Annotated in this window: 13 protein-coding genes; 8 read left to right on the top strand and 5 right to left on the bottom strand. The window is 75.0% G+C overall.

Annotated elements, in window-relative coordinates:
- Positions 1-143: 143 nt before the first annotated feature.
- Positions 144-1,055 carry a sulfurtransferase gene (locus tag ACPCUX_RS01600; RefSeq protein WP_021483735.1) on the bottom strand — a complete coding sequence of 304 codons (912 nt, stop codon included), beginning with the start codon at positions 1,053-1,055 and terminating at the stop codon, positions 144-146.
- Positions 1,056-1,191: 136 nt separating this feature from the next.
- Between ACPCUX_RS01600 and ACPCUX_RS01595 the strand changes: the two genes are divergently transcribed.
- A complete protein-coding gene (locus tag ACPCUX_RS01595; protein ID WP_251177101.1) occupies positions 1,192-1,722 on the top strand; it encodes an SAM-dependent methyltransferase in 531 nt (176 codons plus the stop codon).
- 7 nt (positions 1,723-1,729) lie between these two features.
- On the opposite strand, the gene ACPCUX_RS01590 is transcribed toward ACPCUX_RS01595, so the two are convergent.
- The gene (locus ACPCUX_RS01590; protein ID WP_423388046.1) at positions 1,730-3,124 is read right to left on the bottom strand and encodes an aspartate aminotransferase family protein; all 1,395 of its coding nucleotides are present in this window, start codon (positions 3,122-3,124) and stop codon (positions 1,730-1,732) included.
- A 90-nt stretch (positions 3,125-3,214) separates the two neighbouring features.
- On the opposite strand from ACPCUX_RS01590, the gene ACPCUX_RS01585 reads away from it, so the two are divergent.
- The 6 genes from ACPCUX_RS01585 (at position 3,215) to ACPCUX_RS01560 (ending at position 9,130) form a co-directional block, all read left to right on the top strand.
- Complete coding sequence (locus tag ACPCUX_RS01585; protein ID WP_423388045.1) at positions 3,215-4,135, top strand: LysR family transcriptional regulator; 921 nt, start codon at positions 3,215-3,217, stop codon at positions 4,133-4,135.
- 68 nt (positions 4,136-4,203) lie between these two features.
- Entirely contained in the window at positions 4,204-5,517 is a 1,314-nt protein-coding gene (locus tag ACPCUX_RS01580) for a transcriptional regulator (protein WP_423388044.1), read from the top strand.
- 180 nt (positions 5,518-5,697) lie between these two features.
- On the top strand, positions 5,698-7,221 hold the full coding sequence (locus ACPCUX_RS01575) for an aldehyde dehydrogenase family protein (RefSeq protein ID WP_423388043.1): 1,524 nt from the start codon (positions 5,698-5,700) through the stop codon (positions 7,219-7,221).
- A gap of 162 nt (positions 7,222-7,383) precedes the next feature.
- Positions 7,384-7,857 carry a DUF779 domain-containing protein gene (locus ACPCUX_RS01570; protein ID WP_423388042.1) on the top strand — a complete coding sequence of 158 codons (474 nt, stop codon included), beginning with the start codon at positions 7,384-7,386 and terminating at the stop codon, positions 7,855-7,857.
- Positions 7,858-7,938: 81 nt separating this feature from the next.
- Complete coding sequence (locus ACPCUX_RS01565; protein WP_034653680.1) at positions 7,939-8,223, top strand: DUF6412 domain-containing protein; 285 nt, start codon at positions 7,939-7,941, stop codon at positions 8,221-8,223.
- A gap of 115 nt (positions 8,224-8,338) precedes the next feature.
- Complete coding sequence (locus ACPCUX_RS01560; protein ID WP_423388041.1) at positions 8,339-9,130, top strand: YidC/Oxa1 family membrane protein insertase; 792 nt, start codon at positions 8,339-8,341, stop codon at positions 9,128-9,130.
- A gap of 142 nt (positions 9,131-9,272) precedes the next feature.
- Here ACPCUX_RS01560 and ACPCUX_RS01555 read toward each other — a convergent pair whose 3' ends face one another.
- On the bottom strand, positions 9,273-9,638 hold the full coding sequence (locus ACPCUX_RS01555) for a DoxX family protein (protein ID WP_144722427.1): 366 nt from the start codon (positions 9,636-9,638) through the stop codon (positions 9,273-9,275).
- Between the two features lie 154 nt (positions 9,639-9,792).
- Here ACPCUX_RS01555 and ACPCUX_RS01550 point away from each other — a divergent pair, with 154 nt between their 5' ends.
- Positions 9,793-10,230, top strand: coding sequence for a winged helix-turn-helix transcriptional regulator (locus tag ACPCUX_RS01550; protein ID WP_144722428.1), 438 nt, complete (start codon positions 9,793-9,795; stop codon positions 10,228-10,230).
- A 45-nt stretch (positions 10,231-10,275) separates the two neighbouring features.
- Here ACPCUX_RS01550 and ACPCUX_RS01545 read toward each other — a convergent pair whose 3' ends face one another.
- Positions 10,276-11,139: a hypothetical protein gene (locus tag ACPCUX_RS01545; protein WP_423388040.1), complete on the bottom strand. Its 864-nt coding sequence runs from the start codon at positions 11,137-11,139 to the stop codon at positions 10,276-10,278.
- Positions 11,140-11,316: 177 nt separating this feature from the next.
- Positions 11,317-13,032, bottom strand: coding sequence for a malate synthase A (aceB, locus tag ACPCUX_RS01540; RefSeq protein WP_423388039.1), 1,716 nt, complete (start codon positions 13,030-13,032; stop codon positions 11,317-11,319).
- Between the last annotated feature and the right edge of the window lie 45 nt (positions 13,033-13,077).

Here is a 13,077-nt window from a genome sequence, read left to right as displayed (position 1 = left end):
CAGTCCCACCGTGCGGAACGCTCCGCGGACGCGTCGTATGCCCGCGGCACGCCGACGGCGCGCGGCCCGTCGTGGAGGACGGGCCGCGCGCCGTCGGGGAGGACGGGCCGCGCGCCGTCGGGCACGCTCGCGCGGGACGCGGGTCAGTTGAGCGACGCCGGGGCCTCGCCGGGCTCCTCGCCCTTGACGATCGGCACGCGCACGGCGTTGCCCCATTCGGTCCACGAGCCGTCGTAGTTGCGGACCTTGTCGAAGCCGAGCAGGTACGTGAGCGCGAACCACGTGTGGCTCGACCGCTCGCCGATGCGGCAGTACGTGACGACCTCGTCGTCCGTCGCGAGGCCGAGGCCGCCCTCCTGGTAGATCGCCTCGAGCTGCTCGCGCGACTTGTAGGTGCCGTCCTCCGCGACCGCCGTCGCCCACGGCACGTTGCGCGCCGTCGGGATGTGGCCGCCGCGCAGCACGCCCTCCTCCGGGTAGTCCGGGATGTGCAGGCGCTCGCCCGTGTACTCCTGCGGGGAGCGGATGTCGACGAGCGGCCCGTTGCCGATGTGGGCGAGGACGTCCTCCTTGAACGCGCGGATCGTCACGTCGTCGCGCTCGACGACCGGGTACTCGACCGCGACCGGCTCCGGGACGTCCGTCGTGACCTCGCGGCCCTCGGCGATCCACTTACCACGGCCGCCGTCGAGCAGGCGCACGTCCTCGTGGCCGAACAGCGTGAAGACCCACGCCGCGTAGGCCGCCCACCAGTTGTTCTTGTCGCCGTAGACGACGATCGTCGTGTCGCGCGCGATGCCCTTGCTGCCGAGGAGCTGGGCGAAGCCCTTGCCGTCGATGTAGTCGCGCGTGTCGGGGTCGTTGAGGTCGGTGTGCCAGTCGATCTTCACCGCGCCGGGGATGTGCCCGGTCTCGTAGAGCAGCACGTCCTCGTCGGACTCGACGACGACGACGCCCGGCTCGCCCAGGTGCTCGGCGAGCCAGTCGGTGCTCACGAGGCGGTCGGGGTGGGCGTACTGCGTGATCTTCTCGCTGGTGTCGAGCGGTGCGGGCATGGTGTCCTCCGGGCGCGTGGTGGGCGTTCGCTCGTCAGGCTAGGTCGGCCGTCCGCATCACGGAAGGCTCGTGACGCATGCTGAGACGGTGTAAACGCACGCTGCGGACGCTCGCTCCGGTGGCCACACTGGACGCGTGACCGCCGCCGTCCCGGAGCGCGTGCGGCGGGCCGTGGCGCTGCTCGACCTCCGCGGCGACGAGGCCGTGCTCGAGATCGGCCCCGGTCCCGGGGCGGCTGCCGAGCTCGTGCTCGCCACCCACCCCGGCGTGCGGTACGTCGCGCTCGACCGGTCCGCCACGGCGGTCGCCCGCACGACCGCCCGCAACCGGGTCGCTGTCGACGACGGCCGCCTCGTCGTGCGGCGCGGGGAGCTCGCGGCGACCGGCGGTCCGGACGTCCCCGGCGGCCCGTTCGACGTCGCGTTCGCGGTGGACGTCAACGTCTTCTGGACGCGCGTGGCCCACGCCGAGGCGAGCGCCCTCGCCGCGCTGCTCGTCCCGGGCGGAGCGCTCTGGCTCGTCCATCAGACGCCCGACGGCGCAGACGACCGGGTCCTCGACGGCGTCCGCGCGTCGCTCGACGTCCCCGCGCTGGGCCCGGTGACGGTCGTGCGCGACGGGGTGCTCGCCGTCGGCGCGCGCCGGGTGGCCGACCCGCCCGGGTGACCGGCGGTCAGCCCAGGAGCTCGCGCGTCGCGTCGCCGAGCGCCTGGTCGAGCAGCTCGAGGCCGAGGTCGAGCTCGTCCTCGCTCACGGTGAGCGGCGGGGCGATGCGGAACACGCCGCCCATGCCGCGGAGCTGCACGACGTTCATGTGGAGCCCGAGCTCGAGCGCCCGCCGGGTGACGAGCGCGCCGAGGGCGTCAGCGCCCTCCTTCGTCTCGCGGTCGAGCACGAGCTCGATGCCCTGGAGCAGCCCGCGCCCGCGGACGTCGCCGATCGTCGCGTGGCGGTCCTGGAGGTCGAGCAGCCCGGCGCGCAGGCGGTCGCCGAGCACCCGGACGCGGGCATCCATCCGCTCGGCCTGGAGCACGTCGAGCACGGTGGTGCCGACCGCCGCGACGAGCGGGTCCGAGACGTGCGTCGTGAAGAAGAGGAAGCCGCGCTCGTGCGCGCGCGCCTCGATCTCGGCGCTCGTGACGACGGCGGCGAGCGGGAGCCCGGCACCGAGGGTCTTGGAGAGGGTGAGGATGTCCGGCACCACGGGCTCCTCGCCGTCGCGCCCCTCGAACGCGTACCAGGAGCCGGTGCGGCACAGCGCCGTCTGCGCCTCGTCGAGGATCAGGAGCATCCCGCGCTCGTGGCACTTGTCGCGCAGCGCCGCGAGGTAGCCCGGTGGGAGCTCGACGATCCCGCCCGAGCTGAGGATCGGCTCGACGAGGCACGCCGCGAGGCTGCCCGTCGACTGCACGTCGACGAGGTCGAACGCGAGGTCGAGCTGGCGGCGCCAGTCGTGCGTGCCGTCGGGCGCGAGGTGGTCGGGCCGGTACGCGTTGGGGACGGGGATGACGAGGTTGCCGGGCGCCGTCGGGCCGTAGCCGCGGCGGCCCGCGCTGTACGTCGCGGCGGCCGCGGCGTGCGTCATCCCGTGCCACGACCCGGCGAGCGAGACGACCTCGTGCCGCCCCGTGACGAGCTTCGCCATCCGGATCGCGGCCTCGTTCGACTCGGCCCCGGTCGTCAGCAGGAGCACCTTCTCGAGCGGGTCGGGCAGCGTGTCCGCGAGCCGGCGCGCGACGTCGACGACCGGGCGCGACAGCATCCCGGAGAACAGGTGGTCGAGCGTCCCGACCTGGCGGCGCACCGTCTCGACGATCGCGGCGTGGCTGTGCCCGAGGATCGCGCTCATCTGCCCCGACGTGAAGTCGAGGACCCGGCGCCCGTCCGCCGTCGTGACGAAGCTGCCCGCCGCACTCTCGACGATCTCCGGCGTGAACGGCCCGCCGTACCGCACGAGGTGACGGTCGGCGTCGGCCCAGAACCGCGCGGCGTCGTCCGCGGCGGCCCGCCCCCCACGGTGGGACGGGGCGGACGGCGGTGCGGGCGCGGGGGAGGGCGGGAACGTCATGCTCGGAGCGTAGGGACGCGCCGCTGTGCGCGTACAGCGCGAGTCTGCGTACAGTCTGTGCGGGGAACCCGCACAGAAGGGAGTGCGCACGTGCTCAACGCGGCCCGGCTGCAGATCCTCGCGCGGCTCGAGAGCCTCGGGACCGTGCGCGCCGTCGGGGCCTCGCTCCACCTGAGCCCGTCCGCCGTCTCCGCGCAGCTCGCCGCGCTCGAGGCCGAGACCGGCGCGCGCCTCCTGGAGCGCACGGGCCGACGCGTCCGCCTCACGCCCGCCGGCCGCACGCTCGCCCGGCACGCGCGCGTCATCCTCGACCAGATGGCGCTCGCCGAGGCCGAGCTCGCCCATCCCGACGGCGAGCCGGCCGGCGTCGTGCGCGTCGCCGCGTTCTCGAGCGCGGTGCGCGCGCTCGTCATCCCGCTCGCGACGCGGCTCGCCGTCGAGCACCCGCGCGTCGAGGTGGAGGTCGACGAGCTCGACCCGCGCGAGAGCGGGCCCGCGCTCCGGCGTGGGGACGTCGACGTCGCGGTGACCGCCGACCTGCTCGACGGCGCGCTGCTCGCCGGGCCCGACGTCGCGACCGTCCCGCTGCTCGAGGACCCGGTCGTGCTCGTCACGGCGCGCGGCGACCAGGCCCCCGGCGAACCGGCCGACCTCGCGCGCCTCGCCGACGCGCCGTGGGCGGCCGACCTCCCCGGGCGCTACCTGTCCACGCTCGTCGAGAGCGCGTGCCGCGAGGCCGGCTTCGAGCCGCGCGTCGTCGCCCGGCTGCCCAGCTACGAGCTGCTGCTCGCGCACGTCGAGGCCGGGCTGTCCGTCGCGCTGCTGCCGGGCCTCGCCGTCGACCCGCGGTACGCCGTCGACGCCCGCCCGCTCCGCGCGCCCCGGACCCGCCCGGTGTACGCGGCCGTGCGCCGCGGGGCCGCGCCGACCGCCGCGACCACCGTCGTCCTCGGCGCCCTGCGGTGCGTCGCGCGCGAGGTCGCCGGTCACGCGCCGCCCGGCACCGGCTGACGCCCGCTCGCGCCGGATCCCGCGCGACCTACACTGGCCCCAGCACCGCACGACGACGTGGAGGTCCCGTGCCGCGCACTCCCGCACCGCCGCCCCGCTCCGAGGAGCACCCGCGCCGCCCCGACGCGCGCCGCGACCCGCGCTCCGTGCGCGCCGCCTACCGTTCGTTCCTCGACCACGGCGTCCTCCCGCGCGGCGTCCACCCGCTCGTCGCCGACTCGTGGCGCCGGTCCGTGCACAGCGGCGTCGACCCGGAGGCGCCCCGCACCGACTCGGGCCTTGCCCACGACGACCTCGTCGCCTACCGCGAGGCGCACCCGCTCGCGGGCGTCATGCCGGTCGTGCGCGAGCTCGTCGTGGACGCCGCCGCCGACGACGGCCTCGTCGTCGCCGTGTCCGACGACGCGGGCCGCCTCCTGTGGGTCGAGGGTGACCGGGCGCTGCGCGACGCCGTCGACCGCGTCGGGTTCGTCGAGGGGTCGGTCTGGCGCGAGGAACGGGTCGGGACGAATGCTCCCGGCACCGCGCTCGCGACGCGCAGCCCCGTCCAGGTCCTCGGCGCCGAGCACTTCTCCCGGCCCGTGCAGGCGTTCAGCTGCACGGCCGTGCCCGTCCACGATCCCGCGAGCGGGCGCGTCCTCGGGGTGCTCGACGTGACGGGGCGCCAGTCCGCCGCGTCGGGCGTCGTGCTCTCGCTCGTGCGCGCGACCGTGCTGAGCCTGGAGCGCGAGCTCGCCCAGCGCGCCGCGGCGACGGGGCCCGACGACGGCCCCGGCCGGGTCCCGGGACCGCCGCGCGACGGCGCGCCCGAGCTGCTCGTGCTCGGCACGGCGCCCGTGCTGCGCTCGCCGGACGGCCTCGACCACCGCCTCTCGCTGCGCCACGCCGAGATCCTCGTGCTCCTCGCGACGCACCCCCGCGGGCTGTCCGCCGACGAGCTCGCCGTCCTGCTGCACCCCGGCGAGCTCTCCGACGTGACCGTCCGCGCCGAGGTGTCGCGCCTGCGGCGCGTCGCGGGCGCGCTCCTCGCGGGGTCGCGCCCCTACCGGCTCGCCCGGCCACTGCGGACCGACGCCGACGTCGTGCGTGACCACCTCGCGGTGGGCGACGTCCGCGGCGCCGTCGCCGCCTACCGCGCGCCGCTCCTGCCGCGCTCGGGCGCGCCCGCCGTCGAGCACCTGCGCGCCGAGCTCGCGGCCGAGCTGCGCACCGCCGTCGTGGCCGCGGGCAGCGCCGACGTGCTCGACGCGTGGACGCGCACCGACGACGGCGCCGAGGACCACGCCGCGTGGACGCGGCTGCAGCGCGTCGCGGACCACGGCAGCCCGCTGTGGCTGCGCGCCCGCGCCCACCTCGACCTGCTCGACGACGAGCTCGCCTGAGGTCCGGCAGACGCCGCCCGCTGCAACGGTCCTGCAACCCTGCGCCGCCTACCGTCGGCCGCACGGCGCGACGAGGCGCCGGGCCGCGCACCGCCGTCGGACGCTCCCCGCCCGACGGCGACCTCCCCCAGGGCGCGGCGAGGACCAGCACTGCGAGTCAGCACTGCGAGGAGGCAGACGATGACGGTCTACGCAGCCCCCGGCACGGACGGGGCGATCGCCGAGTACAAGGCCCGGTACGACCACTGGATCGGCGGCGAGTACGTCGCGCCGGCCGGCGGGCAGTACTTCGAGAACCCGAGCCCCGTGACGGGCCGGACCTTCACCGAGGTCGCGCGCGGCACCGCCGACGACATCGAGCGCGCTCTCGACGCCGCGCACGGCGCCGCCCGGTCGTGGGGCCGCACGAGCGCGACCGAGCGCGCCAACGTCCTCAACAAGATCGCCGACCGCATGGAGGAGAACCTCGAGCGGATCGCCGTCGCCGAGTCGTGGGAGAACGGCAAGCCCGTCCGCGAGACGCTCGCCGCCGACATCCCGCTCGCGATCGACCACTTCCGCTACTTCGCGGGCGCGATCCGTGCGCAGGAGGGGTCGATCTCCGAGATCGACGAGGACACCATCGCGTACCACTTCCACGAGCCGCTCGGCGTCGTCGGCCAGATCATCCCGTGGAACTTCCCGATCCTCATGGCCGTGTGGAAGCTCGCCCCGGCGCTCGCGGCGGGCAACTGCGTCGTGCTCAAGCCCGCCGAGCAGACGCCCGCGTCGATCCTCTTCCTCATGGACATCATCGGGGACCTGCTGCCGCCCGGGGTGGTGAACGTCGTCAACGGGTTCGGCGTCGAGGCGGGCAAGCCGCTCGCGTCCAGCCCGCGCATCCGCAAGATCGCGTTCACCGGCGAGACGACGACCGGCCGCCTGATCATGCAGTACGCGAGCCAGAACATCATCCCGGTCACGCTCGAGCTCGGCGGCAAGTCGCCGAACATCTTCTTCTCCGACGTCGCCGACGCGCGCGACGACTTCTACGACAAGGCCCTCGAGGGGTTCACGATGTTCGCCCTCAACCAGGGCGAGGTGTGCACGTGCCCGTCGCGCGCCCTCATCCAGTCGTCCATCTACGACACGTTCCTCGGCGACGCGATCGAGCGCACGAAGGCCGTGCGGCAGGGCAACCCGCTCGACACCGAGACGATGATCGGTGCGCAGGCGTCGAACGACCAGCTCGAGAAGATCCTGTCGTACATCGAGATCGGCAAGGCCGAGGGCGCGAAGGTCTTCACCGGCGGGTCGCGCGCCGAGCTCGGCGGCGACCTCGCGGGCGGGTACTACGTGACGCCGACGATCTTCGAGGGCAAGAACTCGATGCGGATCTTCCAGGAGGAGATCTTCGGTCCGGTCGTCGCGGTGACCGACTTCTCCGACTTCGACGACGCCATGACGATCGCCAACGACACCCTCTACGGCCTCGGGGCCGGCGTCTGGTCGCGGTCGGGCAACACCGCCTACCGCGCGGGCCGCACCATCGAGGCCGGACGCGTGTGGACGAACTGCTACCACGCGTACCCCGCCGCCGCCGCGTTCGGCGGCTACAAGGGCTCCGGCGTCGGGCGCGAGAACCACAAGATGATGCTCGACCACTACCAGCAGACGAAGAACCTCCTCGTCTCCTACTCGGCCCAGAAGCTGGGCTTCTTCTAGACCAACCCCACCCGCCCTGCCCGCCTACCGACCACGGGCTCGGCCCCCTCTCCCCCCGGCCGCCGAGCAGGTGGTCCTGGCTCGTCCGGCCGTCCGGACGGACCAGGACCACCTGCTCGCGGCGCCGGGATCGCCTGGTCGGCCTGACACGTGGAGGGTTTCGTGGTCGACGACGTCCCCTCGGTCCGTCCGGTTGGCGCGCCACCCGCGCGGGTCGCGCTCACCGACGACGCCGCGGCGCTGCTCGCGCGGCTGCGGACGGTCCACGGCGAGCTCATGTTCCACCAGTCCGGCGGGTGCTGCGACGGGTCGTCGCCCATGTGCTACCCGCAGGGCGAATTCCTGCTCGGCGACGCCGACGTGCACCTCGGTGACCTCGTCGTCGACGCGCCCGGTCGCACGGACGGTCCCGGCGCGGACGGCCCCGCCGGGGCGGACGGCGCGGCGGGCCGGTTCGTCGTGCCCGTGTGGATGAGCCGCGCGCAGTTCGAGTACTGGAAGCACACCCACCTGACGATCGACGTCGTGCCCGGTCGCGGCGCGGGGTTCAGCGTCGAGGCGCCCGAGGGCGTGCGTTTCATCATCCGGTCGCGCCTGCTCACCGACGACGAGTGGGCGGCGCTCGACATAGCCTAGGCTGACCTCACCGACGGGCTCCACGACGGGCCCGACGGCGGGCCCCACGGGGCCCCGACGGCCCGGAGAGGAGGCAGCGCGATGAACGACCTGCTCGTCGTGGCGCGCGACCTCGCCTCCGCGCTCACGCTCCTGCTCGGCACGTCGACCCTCACGGCCACGCTCTTCCTCCTCGGCGCCACCGCCCTCGTCGCGGCCGTGGCCGCCGTGGCCGCGCGCTGGGGCGCACCCCTCGCGCTCGGTGTGGCGGCTCGCCCCGCGGGCCGCCTGCGCGACACGGTCGACGTCGGTCCCGCCGTCACGCAGAGCGACCCGGACGCCCCGGGTCGTGCCCGACCCCGGGCTCCCGGCCGACTCCTCGGCTGATCACCCGGCCGAGGGACCCCACCCGCACCCGCGTCGCTGCGCGGCGTGCTGCTGCCTGCCCACCGCAGGGTGATCGGCGAACGCGTACCCCGCACGTTCGACCGAGGACACCACCATGAACCTGCTCGACCTCCCGCTCGTCTCCACCGTGCTCGACGCCGCGTACCGCGCGCTGATGGGCCTGTCCGACCTGCTCGAACCCCTCGCGGGCGGCGCCGCGGCCGCGGCGGCCGTCGTCCTGCTGACGCTCGCCGTGCGCGCCCTGCTCGTCCCCGTCGGCGTGTCGCAGGCGAAGGCGGAGCGCGACCGCGCGCGTCTCGCACCGCGGCTCGCCGAGCTCCAGCGTCGGCACCGGAACGACCCCGAGCGGCTGCGGCGCGCAACCGTGGAGCTCTACACCCGCGAGGGCACGACGCCGCTCGCGGGGTGCCTCCCGATGCTGGCCCAGGCGCCCGTGGTCGGGGTGGTCTACGCGCTGTTCCTGCACGCGGAGATCGCCGGCCACGGCAACGCGCTGCTCGGCCACACCCTGTTCGGCGCGCCCCTGGGCTCGAGCCTCGTCGGCGGGCTCGGGGCGGGTGGTGTGCCGACCGTGGTCGTGGCCGGCGTGGTCGTGCTCGCGATCGCCCTCGTCGGCGAGCTCACGCGCCGCGCCTCCCTGCCCGGCGGTCGGCTCGCGCTGCCCCGGACGACGCCCGGTGCCGACACCGGGCCGAGCATGTCCGGTGCGGCGGTGCTCTCCGGCCCGGGCCTGCAGAACGCGCTCGGTGCCCTGCAGTTCGTCACCGCCGTGATCGCCTGCTTCGTGCCCCTCGCCGCTGCCCTGTATCTGCTCGTGACGGTGACGTGGACGCTCGGGCAGCGCCTCGTCCTGCGCCGCCGGTACCCGCTCGTCGCGACGGCGTAGCGGAGGCCGCGGGGCTGTCCAGCGGACCGCCGGCCGCGCGAGAGTGTCGGGGTAGGGCCGATCTGTCGCCCTGTCGCGGGGCCGTCCGCGCGGTCCGCGCAGCCCCGCGGCGGCCTGGGGCGGGCCGCGGCCCGCCCGCGGGTCACAGCGCCGCGAACCGGCCGACGGCGACGAACACCGCGAGGGCGAGCAGCACCACGTTCGCCGGGACGGCCTTGGCCTCGCCGAGGCGCACGTGCAGAGGGATCGCGCCGACCTGCGTGAGCGCGAGCCCGACCGCGGCGACGGGGGTGAGCACCGGCGCGACGCCGAGCGCCCAGGGGAGGATCACGCCGACGGCGCCGGCCACCTCGAGCCACCCGATGGCGCGCACGCCCGCCGCGCGCTCGGGCGTGACCCAACGCATCTGCTCCTGGAGCACCGGGATCGGGCGCAGGGCCTTCATGAGCCCCGCGCCGAGGAAGGCGAGGGCGAGCAGACCGGAGGCGATCCACAGGGCGACGTTCATGCGTGAGTCCTTCGAGAGGAGGCGGCGACGGCCCAGGGCGGCCGGTCACTCTTTGTGCCTGGGCACATGATGGGTAACCATGAGCACCGGTACAAAAGGCACACCGGTGTGCGTGAGGCACACGGAGCAGCATCCGGAGAAGACGGAGACCCCCATGACGACGACGCCCAGCACGGACGTGCCGGTGGTGCGCGAGCTCGCCGAGCGCCACGGCATCCCGGTCGACCGCGGCTGCGCCGCGGCGGAGGCGACGAGCGAGGTGCGCTCGGTCCTCGACCGGGTGGGCGACAAGTGGAGCGTCCTCATCCTGGGGATGCTCTCCGCCGGCCCGCAGCGCTTCACCGGGCTGCTCCACGGGATCGACGGGATCTCGCAGCGCATGCTCACCCTCAACCTGCGCCAGCTCGAGCGGGACGGCCTCGTGAGCCGCACCGTGCACGCCGTCGTGCCGCCGCGCGTCGACTACGCGCTCACGGGGCTCGGCGAGACGCTGCTGCCGCCCGTGCTCGCGCTCGTCGAGTGGGCGCTCGCCCACACGCGCACCATCCGCGAGAACCGCGACGTGTTCGACGCGCGGCGCCCCGCGGGCTGACGAGGCCGTCCGGCCCGCGGGGCGTCGACCAGGTCGGAAGGGCGGTCAGCCCGCGAGCGGGTCGGCCGCGCGCAGGTACCAGGGCTCGTACCGCTCCAGCGAGAGCGTCCAGAGGCCGGGGGCGCCTGCCGGCACCGCGAGGCACACGTTGCCGGTCACGGTGTCGCCCGAGCCGATGAGGCCCGTGCTCACGAGCGCGTGCGGCACCGCGCCGCACCCGCCCTCGGCGTGGACGCCGTCGTCGCCGACGAACCCGACGTCGACCGCGCCCCACGCGGTCACCTGCGAGCTGGACCCGGTGTAGGTGGCGGTGACGGGCACGATCCAGTACTCGACGCCGTCGGGCGGCGGGGCGTTGACGTCGTCGTGCGCGAGCACGTCCGCGGTCGCCTCGTACGGCTCCTCGAGGAGGATCTCCCACTCCTCGCCGCCGATCGTGTACCCGTCGAACAGCCACGGGTCGTCGCGCGTGCCCGTGCCCTCCCAGTCGCCCTCGGACCAGTCCTCGTCCGACCAGCCGTCGCCCGGCCACTCGTCGCCGTACGCGTCGTCGGTCGGGGCCGTGACCCACGCGGCGATCCGGGCGCCGGCGTCGGTCGCGACGCCCGCGGCGTACCCCGTCCCGCCCCCGACCACGAGGCACACGACCCCGACGAGCAGCCCGACGGCCGTCCGAGACAGACCGCCACGCCCCGGTGCCGCGCGCGGCGGGGCCGGCTGCGGGACGTGGGGGTGCGGCGGTCCCGGGTGCGGTGCGAGGGGCTGCGGGGCGCCCGCGTACGGAGGGCCGGGGTGCGCTGCGGACGGCGGCGCCGCGTACGGGTTCGGGTGCGCGGCCGGGCCGGGGGAGGAGGGCGGCGGGCCGGGAGGGGGCGTCGGCGAGGACGGCGGCGTCACAGGGGTGCTCATGGTGCTCCGGTGTCGTGCGGGCGGGCGCCCGGACGACAGGTGCCACCGTGCGTGGCCGGATGCTCCCACACTGCGGTCTCCGCCGTCGAGGGCGATGGCACGCGCCCGTGAGCACGGCCTCGGTGCCGCCGCCGGGTGGGGCGACGGCACCGGGGCCGTGGAGGGCGGGAGACCGCGCTACGGCTGGTCCACCTCGGAACCCACGAGGAACTGCGAGTACGCCCCGATGGTGAGGAACGTCGGGAAGTCCTCGGCGAGCGCGACGGCGCGGAACACGTGCGCGGCGTCGTCGATCCGGTTCCCCGGGGTGCGCGGCAGGTCGTCGACGATCTCCGCGAGCAGCGCCTCGACGCGCTCGCGCGTGATCGGCACGCCGTTCTCGGTGCGCGTGCCGGACGCGATCCACTGCCACACCTGCGACCGCGAGATCTCGGCCGTCGCGGCGTCCTCCATGAGGTGGTCGATCGCGGCGGCCCCGACGCCGCGCAGCCACGACTCGAGGTACCGCACCCCGACGGAGACGTTCGAGCGCAGCCCCGCCGCGGTGACGGTGGCCCCGGCCCGGCGGGCCGACCCGATGTCGAGCAGCTCGTGCTGGCCCACCCGGACGTCGTCGCGCTGCCGCGAGACCTGGTTCGGCGCGTCCCCCAGCACCGCGTCGAACTCGGTGCGCGCGACCTCGATGAGGTCGGGGTGCGCGACCCACGTGCCGTCGAACCCGTCCGTCGCCTCCCGGCGCTTGTCCGCGCGCACCTGCTCGAACGCGCGCTCGGTGACGTCCGGCCGACGGCGGTCCGGGATGAACGCGCTCATGCCGCCGATCGCGTGCGCGCCGCGCCGGTGGCACGTCTGCACGAGCAGCTCGGTGTACGCGCGCATGAACGGTGCGGTCATGGTGACCTGCGCGCGGTCGGGCAGCACGTACGAGTCGCCGCGCGTGCGGAACGCCTTGATCACGGAGAACAGGTAGTCCCAGCGCCCGGCGTTCAGCCCGGCGCAGTGGTCGCGCAGCTCGTGGAGGATCTCCTCCATCTCGAACGCCGCGGGCAGCGTCTCGATGAGCACCGTGGCGCGGATCGTGCCCTGCGGCAGGCCGAGGTAGTCCTGGGCGAGCACGAACACGTCGTTCCACAGCCGGGCCTCGCGGTGCCCCTCGAGCTTGGGCAGGTAGAAGTACGGGCCTCGCCCGCGCGCCACGAGCTCGTGCGCGTTGTGGAACAGGTACAGCCCGAAGTCGACGAGCGACGCCGACGCCGAGACGCTCACGCCCGCCCGGTCGACGTACCGCATGTGCTTCTCGATGAGGTGCCACCCGCGCGGGCGGAACACGATCGTCGGGAGGTCGGTGAGCGTGGTCGAGCGCAGGCGGTACTCCTTGCGGTGCTCGCCCGAGCCGGCCGTGTGGGTCAGCGTCCCGCGGATCGCGTCGTGCAGCGCGAGCTGGCCCTCGATCACGTTGCGCCACGTGGGGCTCGACGCGTCCTCGGCGTCTGCGAGCCAGACCTTGGCGCCGGAGTTGAGGGCGTTGATCGTCATCTTGGGGTCGGTCGGGCCGGTGATCTCGACGCGGCGGTCCTCGAGTCCCGGCGCGCCGGCCGAGCCCGCCACGCGCCACGACGGGTCGTCGCGCACGGGCCGCGTCGAGGCGCGGAAGTCGGGGTCGATGCCGTCGGCGACGTCCTGGCGGCGCTGCTGGCGGTCCATGAGCAGCTCGTGGCGGCGCGCCACGAACCGGTCGTGCAGCAGCGTGAGGAAGTCGAGCGCCTCGGGCGTGAGGATCTCGCGGTAGCGCTCGCCGAGCGTGCCGGTGACGCGCAGGGTCCCGGTGACCCGCGGGCTGCTCGCGGGGGCAGGGGACGACGGGGGAGAGGTGGTCGTGGTCAGCGTGGTCATGGCGTGCTCCGAAGGTCGATGTCGCGAGGTAGAGCTCTGGCAGGC

The organism is Cellulosimicrobium sp. AB352, from assembly GCF_049538415.1.
GTDB lineage: Bacteria > Actinomycetota > Actinomycetes > Actinomycetales > Cellulomonadaceae > Cellulosimicrobium > Cellulosimicrobium funkei.
The sequence above is the reverse complement of the archived record's forward strand: the minus strand, read 5'-3'. Positions and strand labels throughout refer to the sequence as shown.